The 21,563-nt window shown below is 45.5% G+C and carries 19 protein-coding genes, 1 other RNA gene and 2 other annotated features; of the genes, 18 read left to right on the forward strand and 2 right to left on the reverse strand.

What is annotated here, in order from left to right:
- Positions 1 to 24 precede the first annotated feature (24 nt).
- Positions 25 to 1,794, reverse strand: a complete 1,770-nt coding sequence (locus J7E35_RS06375) for an N-acetylmuramoyl-L-alanine amidase family protein (RefSeq protein ID WP_214778065.1) — start codon at positions 1,792 to 1,794, stop codon at positions 25 to 27.
- A 190-nt stretch (positions 1,795 to 1,984) separates the two neighbouring features.
- Between J7E35_RS06375 and J7E35_RS06380 the strand changes: the two genes are divergently transcribed.
- The 5 genes from J7E35_RS06380 to J7E35_RS06400 all read left to right on the forward strand — a co-directional run bounded on the left by J7E35_RS06380 (position 1,985) and on the right by J7E35_RS06400 (position 7,064).
- Complete coding sequence (locus J7E35_RS06380) at positions 1,985 to 2,161, forward strand: hypothetical protein (protein ID WP_214778068.1); 177 nt, start codon at positions 1,985 to 1,987, stop codon at positions 2,159 to 2,161.
- A gap of 61 nt (positions 2,162 to 2,222) precedes the next feature.
- Positions 2,223 to 2,460: a binding site (T-box leader), on the forward strand.
- 183 nt (positions 2,461 to 2,643) lie between these two features.
- Positions 2,644 to 3,921 carry a histidine--tRNA ligase gene (gene hisS / locus J7E35_RS06385; protein ID WP_353050338.1) on the forward strand — a complete coding sequence of 426 codons (1,278 nt, stop codon included), beginning with the start codon at positions 2,644 to 2,646 and terminating at the stop codon, positions 3,919 to 3,921.
- 13 nt (positions 3,922 to 3,934) lie between these two features.
- The gene (aspS, locus tag J7E35_RS06390) at positions 3,935 to 5,710 is read left to right on the forward strand and encodes an aspartate--tRNA ligase (RefSeq protein ID WP_214778077.1); all 1,776 of its coding nucleotides are present in this window, start codon (positions 3,935 to 3,937) and stop codon (positions 5,708 to 5,710) included.
- Positions 5,711 to 5,772: 62 nt separating this feature from the next.
- Positions 5,773 to 5,960: non-coding RNA, 6S RNA (gene ssrS, locus J7E35_RS06395), on the forward strand.
- 342 nt (positions 5,961 to 6,302) lie between these two features.
- Entirely contained in the window at positions 6,303 to 7,064 is a 762-nt protein-coding gene (locus J7E35_RS06400) for a tRNA threonylcarbamoyladenosine dehydratase (protein ID WP_214778079.1), read from the forward strand.
- Between the two features lie 35 nt (positions 7,065 to 7,099).
- On the opposite strand, the gene J7E35_RS06405 is transcribed toward J7E35_RS06400, so the two are convergent.
- Positions 7,100 to 8,368, reverse strand: coding sequence for a replication-associated recombination protein A (locus J7E35_RS06405; RefSeq protein ID WP_214778698.1), 1,269 nt, complete (start codon positions 8,366 to 8,368; stop codon positions 7,100 to 7,102).
- Between the two features lie 221 nt (positions 8,369 to 8,589).
- On the opposite strand from J7E35_RS06405, the gene cymR reads away from it, so the two are divergent.
- From cymR to J7E35_RS06470, 13 genes are all read left to right on the forward strand, one after another.
- Positions 8,590 to 9,012 carry a cysteine metabolism transcriptional regulator CymR gene (cymR, locus tag J7E35_RS06410; RefSeq protein WP_041967745.1) on the forward strand — a complete coding sequence of 141 codons (423 nt, stop codon included), beginning with the start codon at positions 8,590 to 8,592 and terminating at the stop codon, positions 9,010 to 9,012.
- A 96-nt stretch (positions 9,013 to 9,108) separates the two neighbouring features.
- The gene (locus tag J7E35_RS06415; protein ID WP_214778081.1) at positions 9,109 to 10,257 is read left to right on the forward strand and encodes a cysteine desulfurase family protein; all 1,149 of its coding nucleotides are present in this window, start codon (positions 9,109 to 9,111) and stop codon (positions 10,255 to 10,257) included.
- Positions 10,258 to 10,324: 67 nt separating this feature from the next.
- Entirely contained in the window at positions 10,325 to 11,440 is a 1,116-nt protein-coding gene (mnmA, locus tag J7E35_RS06420; protein WP_214778084.1) for a tRNA 2-thiouridine(34) synthase MnmA, read from the forward strand.
- A 159-nt stretch (positions 11,441 to 11,599) separates the two neighbouring features.
- Complete coding sequence (locus J7E35_RS06425; RefSeq protein WP_214778086.1) at positions 11,600 to 12,259, forward strand: tetratricopeptide repeat protein; 660 nt, start codon at positions 11,600 to 11,602, stop codon at positions 12,257 to 12,259.
- Positions 12,260 to 12,454: 195 nt separating this feature from the next.
- Positions 12,455 to 14,914 carry an SF1B family DNA helicase RecD2 gene (gene recD2, locus J7E35_RS06430; protein ID WP_214778088.1) on the forward strand — a complete coding sequence of 820 codons (2,460 nt, stop codon included), beginning with the start codon at positions 12,455 to 12,457 and terminating at the stop codon, positions 14,912 to 14,914.
- 111 nt (positions 14,915 to 15,025) lie between these two features.
- Entirely contained in the window at positions 15,026 to 15,502 is a 477-nt protein-coding gene (locus J7E35_RS06435; protein ID WP_214778090.1) for a PRC-barrel domain-containing protein, read from the forward strand.
- Between the two features lie 9 nt (positions 15,503 to 15,511).
- Entirely contained in the window at positions 15,512 to 15,703 is a 192-nt protein-coding gene (locus J7E35_RS06440; protein WP_214778092.1) for a hypothetical protein, read from the forward strand.
- Positions 15,704 to 15,736: 33 nt separating this feature from the next.
- Positions 15,737 to 15,862 carry a YrzQ family protein gene (locus J7E35_RS06445; RefSeq protein ID WP_251040823.1) on the forward strand — a complete coding sequence of 42 codons (126 nt, stop codon included), beginning with the start codon at positions 15,737 to 15,739 and terminating at the stop codon, positions 15,860 to 15,862.
- Positions 15,863 to 16,266: 404 nt separating this feature from the next.
- Complete coding sequence (locus J7E35_RS06450) at positions 16,267 to 17,346, forward strand: AI-2E family transporter (RefSeq protein ID WP_214778700.1); 1,080 nt, start codon at positions 16,267 to 16,269, stop codon at positions 17,344 to 17,346.
- Positions 17,347 to 17,410: 64 nt separating this feature from the next.
- Positions 17,411 to 17,622, forward strand: a binding site (T-box leader).
- Positions 17,623 to 17,697: 75 nt separating this feature from the next.
- A complete protein-coding gene (gene alaS / locus J7E35_RS06455; protein ID WP_214778096.1) occupies positions 17,698 to 20,331 on the forward strand; it encodes an alanine--tRNA ligase in 2,634 nt (877 codons plus the stop codon).
- A gap of 79 nt (positions 20,332 to 20,410) precedes the next feature.
- Positions 20,411 to 20,680: an IreB family regulatory phosphoprotein gene (locus J7E35_RS06460; protein ID WP_023627198.1), complete on the forward strand. Its 270-nt coding sequence runs from the start codon at positions 20,411 to 20,413 to the stop codon at positions 20,678 to 20,680.
- Position 20,681: 1 nt separating this feature from the next.
- The gene (gene ruvX / locus J7E35_RS06465; RefSeq protein ID WP_214778106.1) at positions 20,682 to 21,098 is read left to right on the forward strand and encodes a Holliday junction resolvase RuvX; all 417 of its coding nucleotides are present in this window, start codon (positions 20,682 to 20,684) and stop codon (positions 21,096 to 21,098) included.
- 15 nt (positions 21,099 to 21,113) lie between these two features.
- Positions 21,114 to 21,401, forward strand: coding sequence for a DUF1292 domain-containing protein (locus J7E35_RS06470; RefSeq protein ID WP_214778108.1), 288 nt, complete (start codon positions 21,114 to 21,116; stop codon positions 21,399 to 21,401).
- The last annotated feature ends 162 nt before the right edge of the window (positions 21,402 to 21,563 follow it).

Genomic DNA, 21,563 nt, shown 5'->3' on the forward strand with positions numbered 1-21,563 from the left:
TTGGGATGTCTTCAGTCGTTCTGCTTAATTATTCTTAAAATAGCGGGCAAGTCCTTCAAATATCCCGTTTGCTACTGCTTCCTGATATTGAGGTGTATTGACAAGCATCTCTTCCGCAGGGTTGCTTAAATAGCCTAATTCCAGGAGGACGGCTGTTTGCTTGTTTTCCCTGATGACGTGATAGTCTCCAAAACGAGTGCCTCGATCCTTTAACATCGTTTTGCTTATTACAGAAGAGTGGATTTGTTCACCCAAAGGTTTTTGTTTTGAATTGTAATAGTAAGTCGTCATGCCCCTGACGGTCCGATCGTTAATGCTGTCGTAATGGATGCTGATAAACGCATCGGCATTATGGTAATGAGAGCTGCTGACTCTTGAACCAAGTGAAATATATTGGTCATTGTTCCTGGTCAGGATGACGTTTGTGCCGGCAGCTCTTAGTTTGTCATATAAAAGCTGAGCTGTTTTCAGTGTAAGAGCCTTCTCCAGGGTACCTCTTACACCCGTTGTCCCGTTATCCCTGCCGCCGTGGCCAGGGTCAAGGACGACAGTTTTATTTTTAGTGTGTTTCTCTGCTCCCGGTCTTTCTATTTGCGGTGCAGTTCCTTTTACAGAAACAATCCAGCCGGCTACAAACCCGCTCGCCCCATTCGGAAGCGCGATTTTATACCAATCTTTTTCAACGCTTAAGATTTCAAAGCTGTCACCCTGATTGGCTCGGAAAATGACTGCTGTGCCTGTGTCTGGGCCTTTGCGAATGTTTGTCCCGTTGTGGAGCATGGAAACGCTGCTGTTTTTAACAGGCTGGCTAGGTGCAGCTGTTGGCCCGTTTTTCTTTTTTTCGAAAAACCAGCCTGCTGCCCAGCCTGTTTTGCCCGGCTGGTATTCAATTTGGACCCAATTGTTTTGTTCATCGAGAATCTTAAAGCTTTGTCCCTTTGATACAGAACCTATAACGCTGCCATCCAGTGAGTTCTTATCCCGGATATTGAGCTGTGAGGCAGTTACAGTGCCTGTGAACTGATCAGCAGGGGGTGAGGGCTTGCTGCTGTCATCCGTTGGTTTTCCTCCGATTTTCACATACTCAGCGCTTACCCAGGCATTTTTTCCTTCGTATGTAATCTCGGCCCAGCCATTGGACTGTGAATGGACAGTCACTGCAGCTCCATAACCTAATTGACCCACTTTGCTAGAGTTCAATGAAGGCTTTTCTCTTACATTCAAGGAAGTAGCGGTGACCGTCCCGCTTGTTTTAGTGCTAGGTGTCGGTGCTTCTTCAGCCTTGTTTTCTTTTACAGATATGTATTCCTTTGAGACCCAGCCGCTTATGTTACTATTGCGCACTTCGGCCCAATTTCCATTGAAGCCAAGAATTTCGACAGCTTGTCCACTGTTAAAAGACCCTATGACCTGGTGGTTGGTGCCCGGCCCTTTTCTTACTCTCAACCCATTGACGTTAACGCTGCCTGAGCCTTTGGAATTTGCCGAAACAGCTGGTGAAACTGCTGTCTTGGGAGACTCCTTAGCGGTAAACCATTCAGCGACCCATCCGTTTTTACTGCCGCCAAGGCTGATTTGTATCCAATCGCCTTCTTCCTTTACGATTGAAAACTTCTCTCCTTTTTTGACTGATCCTGTTACCGGGTAACTTAGTCCCGGTCCCGACCTTACATTCAAGCTTGTGGCAGTAATCGAGACACTTCCATTATCCGCCCGAGCCGATTCTAAAGCTGGAAGGCTCCCGAAAATGAGCATCAAGCACAGGATGATCGGAACCATTTTATTTCTGGGCAATACTCTCCCTCCCTCTCTTACTCTCTATAAAAATATATTACCGGATTTTTCCGGTAAAATCACGAGGACTTTTCTCTTATATCGGTAAAGAACGAAAAAAATTCAAGTGTTGAAGAATATCTTAAAATCATGAAAAGTTTTCACACAGGCTGGGCAGAATAGTTAGCAATAAACATTGGAAGGTGATACCATGCGGTTCAGTGACAAAGGAAATTCTGCATCATTCGGGGAGAATCAATTATTCGGAGTGGATTTTCACGATTTTATCCAAAAGGAACAAAGCTCCAACACTGTAGAATTAGCTTCGGAATTTGGGCTTTCACTCCGTGATGTCCGAAAACTGAAAAAACAGATTGAACGATCTTGAATTGTGCTTGACAAGGCCATTTGGACTCCGTATTATAATATAAATAAAATGTTATATAGAAAACATACCGTTGATGGAGCACAGTAGCCATGAAACAAGTGAAAAGAGAGGAAATGCCTTGGCTGAAAGCATTTCTGCACGATGACTTGGCGAATGAACACTCCGTAGGATTTTCTCTGAACATGGGCTGTCCCATCATTAGGAGGAGACGTAATCAGGCGTTAACTGTTAAAGAGGAAGTGCATTCAAGCGCTTCAATTAGGGTGGCACCACGGGAATTCAAAGCTCTCGTCCCTTGTTATTATAGCAAGGGATTGGGGGCTTTTTTGTATTCTTTTTTTTACATAAGGCTGGGTTTTGCATTGGAATGTTGCTTTAAGAAGGGGTTCTTTATCTGTGAAGTTCCCAACAAGTTAAAAGCAAAGAAAAAAGTAAAGGTGCCTATAAAGTAATGATTTGAAATGAATGGAGGAGGATGCACTGTGGCTAATCAAATCAATATCCCACGCGGTACACAGGACATTTTGCCAGGCCAGACAGAGAAATGGCAGCTTATAGAAGCGAAGGCAAGAGAACTTTGTGAAAGATATCAATATCGGGAATTAAGGACTCCGATTTTTGAGCATACAGACCTTTTCAAGCGAAGCGTTGGTGATACAACAGATATCGTCCAAAAAGAAATGTACACGTTCACTGACAGGGGTGACCGCAGCCTGACGCTCCGTCCTGAAGGCACGGCAGCGGCTGTTCGCTCTTTTGTCGAGAATAAAATGTTCGGAAGTCCTAATCAGCCAGTGAAGCTTTACTACATGGGACCGATGTTCCGCTACGAACGCCCGCAGGCTGGACGTTTCCGCCAGTTTGTCCAGTTTGGTGTTGAGGCAATGGGCAGTGCAGACCCGGCGATTGACGCTGAGGTGATTTCCCTTGCCATGTCCCTTTATAAGGAACTTGGATTGAAAAAGCTCAAGCTTGTCGTGAACAGTCTCGGTGATAAGGAAAGCAGGAAAGCTCACAGGGATGCTTTAGTGAGCCATTTCCAGCCTAGAATCGGGGAATTCTGCAGCGATTGTCAGAACCGACTTGAAAAGAATCCAATGCGAATCCTGGATTGCAAAGCTGACCGTGACCATGAACTGATGAAGTCGGCACCATCGATCATTGATTACCTGACTGATGAGTCTGCTCAATATTTTAGTAAAGTGACGAAGTATTTGACTGATCTTGGGATTAAATTCGAGGTTGACGCCAATCTAGTACGCGGACTGGACTACTATAACCACACAGCATTTGAAATCATGAGTGATGCAGAAGGCTTCGGTGCAATCACAACTCTTTGCGGCGGCGGCAGATACAATGGCCTTGTCGAAGAAATCGGCGGACCGGAAACACCGGGTATCGGTTTTGCGCTAAGCTTTGAAAGATTGCTTGCAGCACTGGAGGCGGAAGGGATTGAACTTCCTGTAAAAGAAGAAATCGACTGCTACCTCGTTTCATTGGGGGATGAAGCAAAGGATTATACTGTAGGCTTGCTCCACAATTTGAGAATGGCAGGTTTCTCTGCGGAAAGAGATTATCAAGACCGCAAAATCAAGGCCCAGTTCAAGGCTGCTGACAGGATGAATGCTAGATATGTAGCAGTGCTGGGAGAAGACGAATTAAAAGAGAAGAAGATTAACCTGAAATCAATGGCGGATGGAGAGCAAATTCAACTGCCGCTTGAAAGTTTTGTTGAAAAATTCAAGGATATTTGCAAGTAGAGGGGGAGTTTCGATGTTTGGGAGATCATATTTTTGCGGTGAAGTAACAGAAGAAGCAATCGGTGAAAAGGTAACGCTGAAAGGCTGGGTGCAGAAGCGCCGGGATCTTGGCGGGCTGATTTTCATCGACTTGCGTGACAGGACAGGACTTGTTCAGATTGTTTTCAATCCTGATGTGTCACAAGAGGCGCTGTCGCTTGCAGAAAAAGTTCGTACAGAATACGTTCTTGATGTGAAAGGGACGGTTATCGCCCGCAGTGAAGGAAGCATCAATGAAAATCTAAAGACTGGCAGAATTGAAGTCCAGGCTGAAGAGCTTACAATCATCAATGAAGCAAAAACGACTCCTTTCGTGATTGCTGATAAAACAGATGTATCAGAAGATGTGCGCTTGAAATACCGCTATCTTGACCTCCGTCGTCCGGTCATGTTCGAAACATTCAAGATGAGGCACCAGGTAACAAAAGCGATTCGTGACTTCCTTGATGGAGAAGGCTTTCTTGATGTAGAAACGCCAATTTTAACGAAAAGCACGCCAGAGGGAGCGCGTGACTATCTGGTACCAAGCCGTGTCCATCCGGGTGAGTTCTACGCTCTTCCTCAATCACCGCAAATTTTTAAGCAGTTGATGATGGTTGGCGGCTTTGAGCGTTATTACCAGATTGCCCGCTGCTTCCGCGATGAGGACCTGCGAGCTGACCGCCAGCCGGAATTCACGCAAATCGATATTGAAACAAGCTTCATGAGCCAGGAAGAAATCATGGGTCTGACTGAACAAATGATGCAAAAGGTCATGAAGGATGTAAAAGGCCTGGATGTCCCTGCGACATTCCCGCGTATGAGCTATCAAGAAGCAATGAGCCGCTTTGGATCAGACAAGCCAGATACTCGGTTTGGGATGGAGCTTGTCGATCTGTCGGAAACGGTTAAAGACTCAGGCTTCAAGGTATTTGCATCAGCAGTCGCAAACGGCGGGCAGGTAAAGGCCATCAATGTAAAAGGTGCGGCAGCTAACTACTCCCGCAAAGATATTGATGCTTTGACAGAGTTTGTTTCTGTGTACGGTGCCAAAGGCCTTGCCTGGCTGAAAGCAGAAGAAGATGGACTTAAAGGCCCAATCTCCAAGTTCTTTGGGGAAGAAGAACAAGATTCACTTAAAGGCAAGCTGGGAGTTTCAGCTGGAGACCTACTCTTATTCGTTGCCGATAAGAAGTCTGTTGTAGCAGATGCGCTTGGTGCTTTACGCTTAAAGCTTGGGAAAGAGCTTGGATTGATTGACCAGAGCAAATTCAATTTCCTTTGGATTACAGACTGGCCCCTATTGGAGTTCGACGAGGAAGCAGATCGCTATTTCGCCGCCCACCATCCATTCACGATGCCAGCTCGCGAAGACCTGGCTTTACTCGAGAGCGATCCGGCAAGTGTCAAGGCACAAGCGTATGACCTTGTCCTGAACGGCTATGAACTTGGCGGCGGATCACTAAGGATTTTTGAAAGAGATGTCCAGGAAAAAATGTTCTCCGTTCTGGGCTTCACGAAGGAGCAGGCAGTCGAGCAGTTTGGATTCCTTCTTGAGGCATTCGAATATGGAACGCCTCCTCATGGAGGAATAGCGCTTGGCCTGGACAGAATGGTCATGCTCCTTGCTGGCAGATCAAATCTGCGGGATACGATTGCTTTCCCGAAAACAGCAAGCGCAAGCGACCTACTGACAGACGCTCCTGGAGAGGTAAGCGGAGCACAGCTGGATGAACTTCACTTGTCATTAAATGTTAAAAAAGACCAGTAATATCCATTAGCCATATCCTTGAAGTTCATTCAGGCGTGTGGTAATATAATAACAACAGATGAAGAGTCCTGATGTGTTCGTTGTTTAACCTGAAGTTTTGACCTAACATCTATCCTTCGGGAGTTCGCGTTTCCGGGCCGCGTAAATGCCTCTGGCTAGAGGACTTACAGAAATCCGGAACAGGGCACCCACCTGCTGAGAGCGGGTTCAAGACGAAGGCAACCAACACGACGGCACGATTGGGACTCTTCCTACATACGTAACCAAAAACCATGCGGAAATGCATGGTTTTTTTGCTTTGTTGGGCTGATTCGAAGCGGTGTGATTGATTATGATGGACAAAAATAAGAGAAAATGCGCCATTTTTGTCCGTCATAAGTGTGATGATGGACAGATACGGAAAAATCCACAATTCTTGTCCGTCAGATAGGTGAAAACGTCCCCAAACTTAAGCTTAATACAATTACCCAAACCCATATCCAAAAACATACACATTAATTCCTATAAAAATACTTGAAATTAATGAAGGGTATGTTATATTCAAAAGCGGGTATAGATAGTAACATGAATCTTATATTTGGAGTGAGTATGGATGCTTCATCAATTTTCTCGTAATGAATTGGCCATTGGCAAGGAAGGCCTTGATATAATGAAGAACAGTACCGTCGCTGTTTTGGGAATAGGCGGGGTCGGTTCGTTTGCGGCAGAAGCTCTGGCAAGGTCAGGAGTTGGCAAGTTGATCTTGATTGACAAGGATGATGTGGATATCACGAATGTCAACCGCCAGCTTATTGCCCTTCTTTCCACTGTCGGCAAGCAGAAGGTAGAAGTGATGCGCGACAGGATTATGGATATAAATCCTGAATGCGAAGTCATTGCATTGAAAATGTTCTATACAGAAGAAACATATGAAGAGATTTTTGGCTATGACTTGGATTTTATTGTTGATGCATCGGATACAATTTCTTATAAAATCCATTTGATCAAAGAAGCGATCCAGCGTGACATCCCGATGATTTCGAGCATGGGTGCAGCTAACAAAATGGATCCGACCCGCTTCCAGATTGCTGATATTTTCAAGACGCATACTGATCCGCTTGCAAAAGTCATTCGTACTCGTTTACGCAAAGAAGGCATCAAAAAGGGGATTCCGGTCGTATTTTCAGATGAAAGCCCAATCGTAATCCGCGAAGATGTCCGAAAAGAGGTCGGCAATGATAATGCGGAAATCAGGAAAGCGAAGATGCCGCCATCTTCCAATGCTTTTGTTCCGTCAGTAGCAGGACTCATCATGGCAAGTCATGTTGTCAGAGAGCTGTTGAAAGATATTGAAATTGAACGCGTGAATAGCTAAAAATAAGCGGAAGAGCCGTAAGTCGGCCCTTCCGCTTATTTTTTTTGCCCTGTAATCTTTTCATAGATTGCAGCAATGGCCTGTTCGAATTTACCGGTTTTCTTGGGCTTGTAATATACCTTGTTCTTGATCCTGTCCGGGAGATACTGCTGTTTGACCCAACCGCCTTCATAATCATGCGGATAAAGATAATCAACGCCTCTTCCCAGGTCTTTCGCACCTTTATAATGGGCATCCTTGAGGTGGTCAGGAACCTCGCCGCTGATCCCGGAACGGATGTCAGCCAGTGCGGAGTCAAGAGCAACATACGCCGAATTGGACTTTGGAGACAGACATAGTTCTATAACCGCATTGGCCAGTGGGATCCTTGCTTCCGGAAAACCGACCCTTTCCGCTGCTTCGATGGCTGTCAGCGTCCTTTGTCCCGCCTGCGGGCTGGCCAGTCCAATATCTTCATAGGCAATGACAAGGAGCCTGCGGCTAATGCTGACGAGGTCGCCTGCTTCTATCAATCTGCCAAGATAGTGGAGGGCGGCATTCACGTCGCTGCCTCTGATCGATTTTTGGAAACCTGACAGTACATCGTAATGGGCATCACCATCTTTATCGTGAGAGAGACTTTTTTTCTGCATGCATTCTTCTGCATCAGCTTCATCTATATGGATGACCCCGTCTCCATCTGGTTCGGTGGAAAGCACAGCGAGTTCAAGAGCATTCAGTGAGCTTCTCACATCTCCGCCTGAAGCTGTGGCGAAATGGGTAAGAGCCGCATCGGTAATCTTAATTTTTAAGTCCCCAAGGCCTCTTTCTTCATCGGCAATAGCCCGGCGTAATGCAGTTTTAATATCATCTGGTTCAAGCGGCTTCAGTTCGAAAATCTGGCATCTTGACCGGATCGCGGGATTGATTGCGTGGTAAGGATTGCTCGTCGTCGCTCCAATCAAGACAATCATTCCATTTTCAAGGTAAGGAAGCAGGAAGTCCTGCTTTGCCTTGTCAAGGCGGTGGACCTCATCAAGAAGCAGGATCACCTTCCCTGACATTTTAGCCTCAGCGGCGACTACTTCCATATCTTTTTTATTATTGGTAACAGCATTCAGGGTCCTGAACGCGAAATTCGTGCTTCCCGCAATGGCACTGGCAATCGAAGTTTTTCCAATGCCAGGCGGACCGTAAAGGATCATGGAGGATAATTGCCGAGCCTTGACCATCCGGTTTATGATTTTTCCTTCAGCAACAAGATGTGGCTGGCCGATCACTTCCTCTATCGTCCTCGGCCGCATCCTGAAAGCAAGAGGTTTAATATTCATGCTCATCGCTCCAATAACGCATATTTCGTATATATACAATAACACGAACGAGGGACTTGCGCATGGGGCACGCAATTTGTGCTATAATTGCAAAAGCCTACCTATTGACTGAGGATTTTGATACTATTTATAGTGAGAGAATGCCATATGGGGCATTATGAATATATCTGAAAAAATAGCTAACTTTTTAAGAAAAATTGGAATAGAGGTGCAATATGAAAATATCAACGAAAGGACGCTACGGATTGACGATCATGATCGAGCTGGCTAAGAAATATGGTGAAGGCCCGATATCACTAAAGTCCATTGCGCAAACGAATGATTTATCAGAGCATTACCTGGAGCAATTGGTTGCTCCGCTAAGGAATGCCGGCCTGGTGAAAAGCATCAGGGGAGCATATGGCGGGTATATTCTCAGTTCAGAACCATCAACCATCTCGGCTGGGGACATCATTCGTGTCCTCGAGGGGCCAATCAGCATCGTCGAGGGTATCGAGGATGAGGAGCCTGCCAAGCGCGAACTCTGGACAAGAATCAGGGATGCTGTCAAGGACGTACTTGACAATACAACAATCGAGGACCTAGCCAATCATTCCGACAACTTTGGCGAGTCTGACGCTTATATGTTTTATATTTAGATTTTCTTCGTAAAAATTTGTTGCCTGCACAGTCCATTATTAAGGGAAATGCAATAACGGCAATTTTAAAAAATCTTCTGAAGAGAGGGTAAGACTTTGGAAAGAATCTATTTGGACCATGCAGCCACTACACCAATGCATCCGGACGTGCTGGCTGAAATGGTCAAGGTAATGGAAGCTGAATTCGGTAACCCTTCTAGCATCCATCATTTCGGTCGTGAGGCAAGGAAGATCCTTGACGATACCCGAGATGAACTGGCGAAAAGCATCGGGACGAGGGGAAACAATATCATTTTTACCAGCGGCGGTACCGAAGCAGATAACCTGGCCATAATCGGTTATGCGGAAAGCAATCGCTCTAAAGGAAAGCATATCATTACGACACAGATTGAACATCATGCTGTCCTTCACAGCTGTGAGGAATTGGAGAAGCGCGGATTTGAGGTCACTTATCTCCCAGTAGATGAAAATGGCCTGGTTTCTTTGGGGAAATTGGATGAGTCCTTACGTGATGACACAATCCTTGTGACAATAATGTACGGAAACAATGAGGTGGGCATAATACAGCCAATCAAAGAGATTGGTGAAATGTTAGCTGAGCATCAAGCTGTTTTTCATACGGATGCTGTCCAGGCTTATGGGATTGAAAATTTGGACGTCGAAGATCTGAAGGTTGATTTGCTTTCAGTTTCAGCCCATAAAATCAATGGACCCAAGGGGATTGGCTTTCTTTATATCCGGGAAGGAATCAAGCTGTCCAGGCAGCTATTCGGTGGTGAACAAGAACGTAAGCGCCGTGCCGGAACCGAGAATGTAGCGGCTATTGCCGGGTTCCGCAAAGCCGTTCAACTATCCCAGAAGGAGCTTGAAACAAAACGCAGCTTCTATAACGATTTAAGGAATTTGTTCATTGACCAACTCGAAATGAGCGGAATCTCTTTCCAGCTGAACGGATTGCTTGATAAATCACTTCCTCATATTTTAAACTTAAGCTTTCCGGGCACGAATGTCGAAGCGATGCTTGTCAATCTTGACCTATCTGGCATTGCTGCTTCAAGCGGTTCAGCATGCACTGCTGGATCAATCGATCCTTCCCATGTGCTGGTCGCGATGTTCGGAAAAGAAGATGATAAGCTGACCAATTCCATCCGCTTTAGCTTTGGGTTGCACAATACGAAGGAACAGATTGAAAAAGCAGCTGAGAATACGGCGAAAATTGTCAGCCGGCTTGCGAAAACTAGCTAGTTTTAGAAAAACAGCCAGGTTTAAGGGAAGAATAAGTTTTAAAGGAAGAGAAAAGAGGTGAAGCATAATGGAAAAATCACCAAAGGATACGAGAGTGGTGGTAGGGATGTCCGGCGGTGTTGATTCATCTGTTGCTGCGCTCATTTTAAAGGAGCAGGGCTATGATGTGATCGGCATCTTCATGAAGAACTGGGATGACACGGACGAGAACGGAGTCTGTACGGCGACCGAGGATTACGAGGATGTGATCCGCGTCTGCAACCAGATCGGCATTCCATATTATGCGGTCAATTTTGAAAAACAATATTGGGATAAAGTTTTCACTTATTTCCTAGATGAATATAAAGCAGGCAGGACGCCGAATCCAGATGTCATGTGCAACAAGGAAATCAAATTCAAAGCATTCCTTGAGCACGCGATGAACCTTGGAGCTGATTATTTGGCGACAGGACATTACGCTCGAGTCGAAGACCGGGACGGGGAACGCCAAATGCTCCGCGGCCTTGATGAAAATAAGGATCAGACCTATTTCTTGAACCAATTGAGTCAAAGCCAGATTGAAAAAGTATTGTTTCCGATCGGGAATCTGGAAAAATCCCGAGTCAGGGAGCTTGCCATGGAAGCAAACCTTGCCACGGCAACCAAAAAAGACAGTACAGGCATCTGCTTCATAGGTGAAAGGAATTTCAAGGAGTTCCTTGGGAATTACCTGCCGGCACAGCCAGGCAATATGGAGACAATGGACGGTGTTGTAAAAGGAAAACATGACGGTCTGATGTATTACACAATCGGCCAGCGCCAGGGCCTTGGCATTGGCGGTTCAGGTGAACCCTGGTTTGTTGTCGGCAAGGACCTTGAACGTAATGTCTTGCTGGTTGAACAAGGTTTCCACAACGAACTGCTGTATTCAGACAGCATCACGGCGGTTAATGTCGGCTTTGTATCTGATAGGGAAAAGCCTAAGACTTTCGAATGTACTGCAAAATTCCGCTACCGCCAGCCAGATAACGCTGTGACGGTCGAACTTCAGGATGATGGGACAGCAAAAGTCCTGTTCAAAGAACCAATTCGTGCTGTGACACCCGGACAAGCCGTCGTTTTCTATGATGGTGATGAATGTCTTGGCGGAGGAACGATTGACGAGATTTTCAAGGACGGAAGCAAACTGACATATGTCGGCTAATCCTGATCAAATCCCCGGCGGGCCAGCTTCGCCGGGGATTGTTTTTTGACTAGGCTTTTTTAGGAGTTTTTAACGCATTTACAGTTTGGGAAGTCACCCACTATAGAGTCTAAATTCCCTTTAGTATGGTATACTTTCATGGAGAATGGAGTGTTATATATGGATAAAAATCAGACAGGTATTCAGTTTATGAAAGAAGGCAAGTGGGAGGATGCAGCCAAGACATTCGCCGAAGCGATTGAAGACCATCCAGAGGATCCAGTTGCATACATAAATTTCGGGAACGTTCTTACCGCGGTAGGCGATACGGAAAGAGCGATGAATTTTTACGATAAAGCAATCAATCTTGATGAAAATGCTACCGCAGCATACTACAGCAAGGGCAGTGTTTATTACGATAACCAGGATTTCGATGAAGCCAGAAAGATGTTTGAGCTGGCCATGAAAAAAGGGCTGGACAATGGAGACAATTTTTTTATGCTGGGCATGAGTCTCGCACAGTTGGGCAGCAGCAAGCTGGCTCTGCCATATTTACAGCGCAGCACGGAGCTTCTCGAAAATGATGCTGAAGCCCATTTTCAATATGGCCTATGCCTGGCCAGGGAAGCTTTTATCGATGAAGCAATTATTGCGCTTGAACAGGCAACCCAACTGGACCCGGAGCATGCGGACGCACTTTATAATCTAGGGGTAGCTTATGGGTACAAAGAAGATGGCGACAAGGCACTCGATATGTTCAAACGTGCATTGGAAGTCCAGCCAGATCACTTGCTTGCAGGACACGGCAAGAAATTGATTGAGGGCCAGGATCTCAATTAATTAGCCTATTTTCGTAAACTTTGTTGCTTCAGTAATCATTGGCTGCTGAATTTTTACGGGTGTTGTGACTTCTTCAATGAGAGGCAGTAAGAAGAGAGCTTGATGCCTTACAACAACCGGCTAAGATATACAAAGCAAGAATTAATGCGAAATCAGTCATCAATCAAAAGTCAATGGAGGGAAGGGGGAAGTGCTTTGGACAAACAGGACTCGCTTGATTTGTTTTCAGAACAGGGTAAGTTCATGAAAGGAAAGCATCTTGTCACCATTTTTCATAATGAACAAAATCTTTACACAGTCCTGAGGATCAGGGTTGAGGAAACGAATGAGCAGTACGAGGATAAGGAAGCAGTCATAACAGGCTATTTCCCCCGGATTCATGAGCAGGAGACTTATATTTTCTTTGGTGAGGTAAAAGAGCACCCTAAGTTCGGCGCCCAATTCCATGCGACACATTTCCGCAAGGATCTGCCACAGTCAAAGCAGGGGATCATCAGTTACCTATCAAGTGATCTCTTCAAAGGAATCGGGATAAAAACGGCAGAGAAAATCGTCGATACACTTGGGGAAAAGGCGATAACGCGAATCATTGAGAACCCGTCAGTACTTGACCAGATTCCAAAGCTGGCTCCTGAAAAAGCGAAGGAACTATATGACACTTTGATGGAGCATCAGGGCCTTGAACAAGTAATGGTCGCATTGAACGAATATGGATTTGGCCCTCAGCTGTCGATGAAGATTTATCAGGTATACAAAGAACAGGCCATTGAGGTAATCCAAAATAACCCTTATAAGCTGGTGGAGGATATCCAAGGCATCGGGTTCGGCAGGGCGGATGAACTGGGGAGCCAGCTGGGTTTGACAGGCAGCCATCCGGATCGTATCAAAGCGGCCTGTCTTTATACTCTCGAGGCTTCAAGCATCCAGGGCGGGCATGTTTTCATGGATGCAGAGGAACTGCTCGTCGATGTGAAAAAACTGCTTGAGGACAATCAGAATATAGAGATACAATTCACTGATATCTCGAACGAAATCATCCAGCTTGGTGAAGAAGGTAAGCTGGTTGCTGAAGAGCACAGGATTTATCTGCCGTCCCTTTATTACTCGGAAAAGGGACTGGTTGTGAACATAAAAAGGATTCTTGACCAGACTGAATATGAAAATCAATTTCCTGAGTCAGAGTTTCTGCTAGCTCTCGGTAATCTAGAGGAGCGCCTGGGTGTCCAATACGGACCAAGTCAGAAGGAAGCAATCCAGACTGCGCTCATGTCACCAATGATGATCCTGACGGGCGGACCCGGCACAGGGAAAACAACGGTCATCAAGGGAATTGTTGAGCTATATGCAGAGCTGCATGGCTGTTCTTTGGATCCTAAAGATTATAAAAAAGAAGAACCTTATCCGTTCTTGCTTGCAGCTCCGACTGGTCGTGCAGCTAAGAGGATGACTGAGTCAACCGGCCTGCCTGCCGTGACCATCCACAGGCTGCTGCGCTGGAATGGCGCGGAAGGCTTTGACCATAACGAAGACCAGCCTCTTGAAGGGAAAATCTTGATCATCGATGAAACCTCGATGGTTGATATATGGCTGGCTCATCAATTGTTCAAGTCGCTCCCTGACAATATACAGGTCATCGTAGTGGGAGATGAAGACCAGCTTCCATCAGTAGGACCCGGCCAGGTACTGAAGGATCTGTTGGATTCTGGAAGGGTCCCGACCGTAAGGCTGACGGATATCTACAGGCAGGCTGAAGGTTCGTCGATTATTGAACTCGCTCACCAAATCAAAAAAGGCTATCTGCCAGACGATATTTCCGCACAACAGCCGGACCGATCGTTTATAAAATGTACGACCAGCCAGATTCCACAGGTAGTCGAAAAGGTAGTCGCGAATGCCAAAAAGAAAGGGTATTCCCCTAGGAACATCCAGGTACTGGCACCGATGTACAGGGGTCCAGCCGGTATTGACCGTTTAAATGAGCTGCTGCAGGATTTATTCAATGCGAATGCTGATGGCACCAGGAAAGAGCTGGCGTTTGGCGATGTGAAATACCGGATCGGCGATAAGGTCCTCCAGCTAGTCAACCAGCCGGAAGCCAATGTATTCAATGGGGATATGGGTGAGGTAGTCGCGATCCTTTACGCAAAGGAAAACACAGAAAAACAAGATCAGCTGATTGTTTCCTTTGACGGCATTGAAGTCACTTATAACAGGCCGGACCTGTCGCAAATCACCCATGCTTATTGCTGTTCAGTACATAAATCCCAGGGCAGTGAATTTCCGATAGTTGTCCTTCCGGTGGTAAAAAGCTACTACAGGATGCTGCGCCGGAATCTGATTTATACAGCGATCACCAGAAGTAAGCAATTCCTCATTCTTGTTGGCGAAGAAGAAGCACTGAAAATGGGGATTGAACGCTCTGAGGATACAGCAAGGAATACCACACTGGTTGAGAAGCTTGTACAAATGCTGCCTGGATTGAATGGTGAAGCAGGCACAAAGGAACAAGGCAAGCCCCAGCCGGAAAATCTAAGTGGACAAAATATCCCAATAGATGAGGAAACGGATTATATCGACATCATCAAAAAAGCTGATCCGCTGATAGGGATGGGCAATCTGACTCCTTATGATTTCATGGAGGAAAATGAGGCTTAAGAATCTGCGATTATTGCGGATTCTTTTATATTATCCATGGAAAACCTTACACCTCATGAATTGCCTGCAGTCAGTGGAAACTAAGAGTGTTCGGAAAGGCGGGACACACTTTTGCGGACATTTTCACTTTTAAAGGGACTGCCTGTATATGAATTGGCGAGTGGTCAGAAACTGGGCGAAGTTTGTGATGTGAGCATTTCTGGTAATGGAAGCGTAGTAGGCTTACTTGTAAAAAAGGGAGCGTTCATCAAGAAAACGTTTCAGGTCAAAGTGGACAAGGTTTCATCCTTTGGTGAAGATGGGGTCATGGTGAAAGACAAGTCAGCCTTGGAGCGATTGGAGACAGAGCCTGAATATACATTTGAACATAATGAGAGCCTCGCTGGGAAAAAGCTTCTTTCGAAGGAAGGGGAGCAGCTGGGCTTGCTGGAGGATGTATATTTCATGGAAGAAGTGGGCACGATTGTAGGGTACGAATTAACGGATGGCTTTTTTTCGGATATCGCGAATGGGAAGCGTGTCATTAAGACCACTGGTCCACCTGCAATCGGAAAGGATGCCATCGTCGTCACTGTTAAATCGAGATGAGGTGTCCTTATGTTAAGTTGTCCCAATTGCAGGAGCAAGGATATCGGTAAAATTGGCATCAACCAATATTACTGCTGGAATTGCTTCATCGAACTGTCTCTGAACAATGGCTTGATCCATACCCATCAAGTCGAAGAAGATGGAACATTGAGCTCACTTGATGATTTATTTGAAGAAGATCAACGTCAATACGGCATATAAAATAAATCGAGGAGGTGAAGCACATTGAATAGAATGTTAACCTCCGTAATCGCTTTTGGTGCTGGCATGGCAGCTTACAACTATACGTCCAACAATAATATGTTGTCTGGAAGAAAAATGAAGAGGCTTGGCAGGAAAATGACGAAAGCTTTATTTTAATTTGCTTAATGATAAACCCCTGTAATTTTTGCAGGGGTTTTTTACTGTTTAACAGGAAAACAAGCTTTGTTTTTCCTAAATTTATGCAGACGGCATGATTATCAGCTTTCATTGCTCAATTAAGCATCATATTTGGGAGATTATTTGGTTTTTTTGCTTAATTATAATCGATTATTAAGAGAATAATTTTTCCAATTGCACTGTTCTGGATTTGTTTTACAAATATTAACTGAAAAACACAATTTCTAGTCACGAAAAAGCATTAAGCAGGAAAAATTTCGCTAACTGATAACAAAAATAGCTACATAATCTCAAAAAAAGTCTCTATAAGCATCCTCGCGAGGCCAAAAATGCATAATCCGCCACCTTTTTTTCAAGAATAAACAGGAAGGTAGGTGAAGATATTGAATATCCAGATGAAATGGTATTACCGGCTCGGATTTCTTCTCCTTTTATTCATTGTGCTATTTATTTTCATAAAATTACAGTCCATTTGGATTCCGTTTTTGGAAGTATTGATTTCACTGCTTGTTCCTTTTTCCGTGGCTGCGTTTATTACATATTTGCTCCATCCTATTGTTGAGGCCCTTCATCAAAAGGGCCTTCATCGCGGGGTTTCGATCCTGATCATCTATATTTTGTTCTTTGGCGGTGCTGGGTTTGCTTTTTACAAAGGGGTCCCCGCAGTGATTCGCCAGCTGGGTGACCTGGCGGAGAATGCTCCGTATTTTGCCGAGCAATATAGGCAAATGGTAAACAATATTGTCGACCAGACCTCGACTTGGCCGGCAGGGATCCACGAAAGAATCGAGGAGGGAATTACACGGATGGAGCTATGGCTTGATGGAGTGCTTGCAGGTACGATGGCTTTCCTGATGGATATCATAAATTCGATATTGACGATAGCGGTTATCCCGTTTATCGCTTTTTACATGCTGAAGGACTTCGATGTCATGAAGAAAGCGGCATGGTATCTGACACCGCGGCAATGGAGACAGCCAGGCACAAAGTTCCTGCACGAAGTCGACAAGTCGCTCGGGAGCTATATCCGGGGCCAGCTGCTCATCTGTCTGATCATTGGTGTTCTATCTTCGTTGTTTTTTTGGATGGCGGGCATCAAGTATTCGCTGCTGTTGGGAGCAATCGTTGGGATAACGAATGTAATCCCTTATTTCGGTCCGATTATCGGAGCTATTCCAGCTGTGATCATCGCAGCGACCATGTCGGTGAAGATGGTGCTTTTATCACTCGTGATTGTATTTTCGCTTCAGTTCCTCGAGGGTAATATCCTTTCCCCGCTTATTGTCGGGAAAAGCCTGCACATGCATCCGCTGATGATTATGTTTGCGCTGCTGGCAGGAGAAGAGGTTGGCGGCATTCTTGGATTGATTCTTGCTGTTCCTGTCCTGGTTGTATTGAGGGCGGCATTGATTCATGCAAAAGATCATATCATCCTTGAGAGAAAGAAAGAACGACCTTCATAATTTTTGCCAAGTCGTTTGACAAACCGCACCTGGCTATATATAATTCGGCTATAGATTAATAATTCGAAAAGTGTAGAAGGAACGAGTATGTTATAGACCATTGTCCAGAGAGGGATTCCCAGGCTGAAAGAATTCCCGGTGAAGGATAACAGAAGGCTATTCCGGAGTGCAGGCAAAACCTGCCGTAGCAGCTGCGTTAAAGCGTTTTTGAGAGATGGGCGCGTGTCTTTGTGTCCATAATCAGGGTGGTACCGCGAGCAAGCTCTCGTCCCTGTCCAGGGATGAGGGCTTTTTTTGTTGTCTAAAATCCCTGAAAGCTAAAATTTCACTTGGGTTTAGGAGGTTAGTTTTATGAAAAAACTGACAGGTGCTGAAATCAGAAAAATGTATCTTGATTTTTTTAAGGAAAAGGGCCACGCAATCGAGCCGAGCGCATCGCTCGTACCTCACGATGATCCTTCCCTTCTTTGGATCAACAGTGGTGTAGCTACATTGAAAAAGTATTTCGACGGCCGTGTGATCCCGGCAAATCCGCGTATCACAAATGCGCAGAAATCCATCCGTACGAACGATATCGAAAATGTCGGCAAAACAGCGCGCCACCACACTTTCTTTGAGATGCTTGGAAACTTCTCGATCGGTGATTATTTCAAGGTAGAAGCAATTGAATTCGCTTGGGAATTCCTTACGGATGAAAAGTGGATTGGCTTTGATCCTGAAAAACTTTCCGTAACCATCCATCCGGAAGACGACGAAGCTTTCAATATCTGGAGAGAGAAAATCGGTGTTCCTGAAGAGCGCATCATCCGCCTTGAAGGGAACTTCTGGGATATCGGTGAAGGTCCAAGTGGTCCGAACACAGAAATCTTCTATGACAGAGGACCAGAGTACGGCAATGATCCTGAAGATCCGGAATTATATCCTGGAGGAGAAAATGACCGTTATTTAGAAGTCTGGAACCTTGTGTTCTCTGAATTCAACCATAATCCTGACGGAACATACACACCGCTGCCAAAGAAAAATATTGATACAGGTATGGGGCTTGAGCGTATGGCTTCTGTCGTTCAGGACGTTCCGACAAACTTTGAAACAGATTTGTTCATGCCCATCATCAATGCGACTGAAGAAATCTCCGGTGAAAAATACGGTCAGTCCAAAGAGAAGGATGAGGCGTTTAAAGTTATTGCTGACCACATCCGTACGGTAGCATTTGCTGTCGGCGATGGTGCCCTTCCTTCAAACGAAGGCCGCGGGTATGTACTTCGAAGATTATTGCGCCGCGCTGTGCGTTATGCCAAGAAGCTGAACATCAACCGTCCATTCATGTACCAGCTTGTGCCTGTGGTTGGTGAAATCATGCATGACTTCTACCCGGAAGTAAAAGAAAAGACCGACTTTATCCAGAAGGTCATCAAGAATGAAGAAGACCGTTTCCATGAAACGCTTCATGAAGGACTTTCGATTCTTTCTGAGCTAATCAAGAAGGAGAAGGAAAAAGGCAGCGGCATGGTCCAGGGTGAAGATGTCTTCCGCCTATATGACACTTATGGTTTCCCTGTCGAGCTGACAGAAGAGTATGCTGAGGAAGAAGGCTTGAAGGTCGACCATGAAGGCTTTGAAAAAGAGATGGAGCTGCAGCGTGAAAGAGCACGTGCTGCACGTCAGGATGTAGGTTCCATGCAGGTTCAGGGCGGTATTCTTGGCGACATTAAAGAGAGCAGTGAATTCATCGGCTATGATAATTTCGAAACAAACAGCAAGATTGTTGCATTGGTCAAAGAAGGCGAGCTTGTTGAAGAAGCGAATGCAGGCGATGAGATCCATTTCATCCTTGATGTTACACCTTTTTACGCAGAAAGCGGCGGCCAGATTGCCGATAAAGGAACCCTTGCAGCGAATGGTGTTAAGGTATCTGTCAAGGATGTAAAGAAAGCTCCTAACGGACAAAACCTTCACCATGCAGTTGTAGAAGAAGGCAAGGTAACCAAAGGCCTTGAAGTAACAGCTCAAGTGGACCAGGAAAACCGTGCAAGAATCATCAAGAACCATACAGCGACACACTTGCTTCACCAGGCATTGAAGGATGTGCTCGGAGGTCACGTAAACCAGGCAGGATCTCTTGTCGAGCCTGACAGACTGCGTTTCGACTTCTCTCATTTTGGTCAGGTGACTGCAGAAGAGCTTGAGCAAGTAGAATCAATCGTCAACGAAAAAATCTGGAGAAGCATTCAGGTTGAGACCAGCTTCAAGCCGATTGCTGAAGCCAAAGCCATGGGCGCGATGGCATTATTCGGCGAAAAGTATGGCGATATTGTCCGTGTCGTAAAAGTCGGCGACTATAGTCTTGAGCTTTGCGGCGGCTGCCATGTTCCAAACACATCCGTCATCGGACTGTTCAAGATTGTATCTGAAGGCGGCATCGGTGCAGGAACTAGAAGGATTGAAGCTGTAACAGGGGAAGCGGCTTACAAAGTGCTGAATGACCAAATCGGTATCCTGAAAGATGCTGCAGCCAAATTGAAGACATCTCCTAAAGATGTTGCAAACAGAATTGACTCAATGCTTGCTGAAATGAAGCAGCTTCAGCGCGAAAATGAATCCCTTTCGGCAAAATTGGGTAATATTGAAGCAGGAAGCCTTACTTCTAAGGTCAAAGAAGTGAATGGTGTCCAACTGCTGGCAGCCCGTGTCGATGCAGCTGATATGAACAGCCTGCGAAATATGGCTGATGATTTGAAGCAGAAGCTTGGCTCAGCAGTCATCCTCCTTGGCATGACCGACGGCAGTAAAGTGAATCTGATTGCAGCAGTGACAGATGACCTGATCAAGAAAGGCTATCAGGCTGGGAAACTGATCAAGGAAGCAGCGGCAATTTGCGGCGGAGGCGGCGGAGGCCGTCCGGATATGGCCCAGGCTGGCGGAAAAGACCCTTCAAAACTCGACAATGCGCTTCAATTTGCCGAAGAATGGGTGAAATCAATTTGATATAAAAGTAAAGTAGTGTAGAATGAAGGTATCTTGAAGAAAATTTTACCGGCCATTTTTTAAAAGTGAGGTGCATTCGATGAGCTCGTTTGACAAGACGATGAGATTTAATTTTCCCGAAGAGCCTTTTGAGCATGATGCCAATGAAGTCCTGCTGCAGGTGTATGAAGCCTTGCAGGAAAAGGGATATAACCCGATCAATCAGATTGTCGGTTATTTGCTCTCCGGCGACCCGGCCTATATTCCCCGCCATCGGGATGCCCGTAACATCATCCGCAAGCTGGAGCGGGATGAAATTATCGAGGAACTGGTTAAATCCTATTTAAGGAACCATCGAGAGGGGAAATAAATTGCGGATCATGGGACTAGATGTCGGCTCGAAAACAGTCGGCATTGCACTGAGCGATGAACTGGGATGGACAGCTCAGGGGCTTGAAACATTGAAAATCAACGAAGAAGAAAATGTGTTTGGTTTTGATGAAATTGGTAAAATAATAAAAGAGTATGAAGTCGACAAGGTTGTCGTCGGGCTGCCAAAAAACATGAACGGCACAATCGGCCCTCGCGGAGAGGCGAGCCAATTCTATGCCCGTGAATTGGAAGAAAGGTTCGGTGTGCCTGCCATCCTTTGGGACGAGCGTCTGACGACAGTGGCTGCCGAGCGGGTTTTGCTCGAAGCAGACATGAGCCGAAAAAAAAGGAAAAAGGTCATTGATAAGATGGCTGCAGTAATGATTTTACAAGGCTATTTAAACAGCCAAAATTAAATTGAGGTGACTATAATGGACCACGGCGAAAACAACATCACAGTAGTAGACGAAAACGGCAATGAACAATTATGCGAAGTACTTTTCACATTTGACTCAGAAGAATTCGGCAAGTCATATGTGCTTTATTATCCAGTAGGTGCAGAGGACAACGATGACGAAGAAATCGAAATCCACGCTTCCGCATTCAACCCTTCAGAAGACAATGAAGATGGCGAACTAATGCCAATTGAAACTGACGCAGAATGGGACATGATCGAAGAAATGCTGGAAACATTCCTTGCTGAGCAAGACGAAGAATAAAATATTCAAACTGGGACCAGGCGAATAATGCCTGGTCTTTTTATTTTTCCTCGGATACTCCTATCGGCGAAACGGAAGGGAGAGTCTGCGGAAAGTGTCCGATAGAAGGGATCTATCGGCCAAACAGAAGAGAGAAATCGTGAAAAGTGTCCGATAAAAACG

It is taken from the genome of Bacillus sp. ISL-45, assembly GCF_018613195.1.
Classification (GTDB): domain Bacteria; phylum Bacillota; class Bacilli; order Bacillales; family Cytobacillaceae; genus Mesobacillus.

Coding starts and splice junctions, on each gene's coding strand:
- J7E35_RS06380 (WP_214778068.1), top strand. CDS start 1,985: ATGCGGTTCAGTGACAAAGGAAATTCTGCATCATTCGGGGAGAATCAA.
- aspS (WP_214778077.1), top strand. CDS start 3,935: ATGTTTGGGAGATCATATTTTTGCGGTGAAGTAACAGAAGAAGCAATC.
- J7E35_RS06400 (WP_214778079.1), top strand. CDS start 6,303: ATGCTTCATCAATTTTCTCGTAATGAATTGGCCATTGGCAAGGAAGGC.
- cymR (WP_041967745.1), top strand. CDS start 8,590: ATGAAAATATCAACGAAAGGACGCTACGGATTGACGATCATGATCGAG.
- mnmA (WP_214778084.1), top strand. CDS start 10,325: ATGGAAAAATCACCAAAGGATACGAGAGTGGTGGTAGGGATGTCCGGC.
- J7E35_RS06425 (WP_214778086.1), top strand. CDS start 11,600: ATGGATAAAAATCAGACAGGTATTCAGTTTATGAAAGAAGGCAAGTGG.
- J7E35_RS06440 (WP_214778092.1), top strand. CDS start 15,512: ATGTTAAGTTGTCCCAATTGCAGGAGCAAGGATATCGGTAAAATTGGC.
- J7E35_RS06445 (WP_251040823.1), top strand. CDS start 15,737: ATGTTAACCTCCGTAATCGCTTTTGGTGCTGGCATGGCAGCTTACAAC.
- alaS (WP_214778096.1), top strand. CDS start 17,698: ATGAAAAAACTGACAGGTGCTGAAATCAGAAAAATGTATCTTGATTTT.
- J7E35_RS06460 (WP_023627198.1), top strand. CDS start 20,411: ATGAGCTCGTTTGACAAGACGATGAGATTTAATTTTCCCGAAGAGCCT.
- J7E35_RS06470 (WP_214778108.1), top strand. CDS start 21,114: ATGGACCACGGCGAAAACAACATCACAGTAGTAGACGAAAACGGCAAT.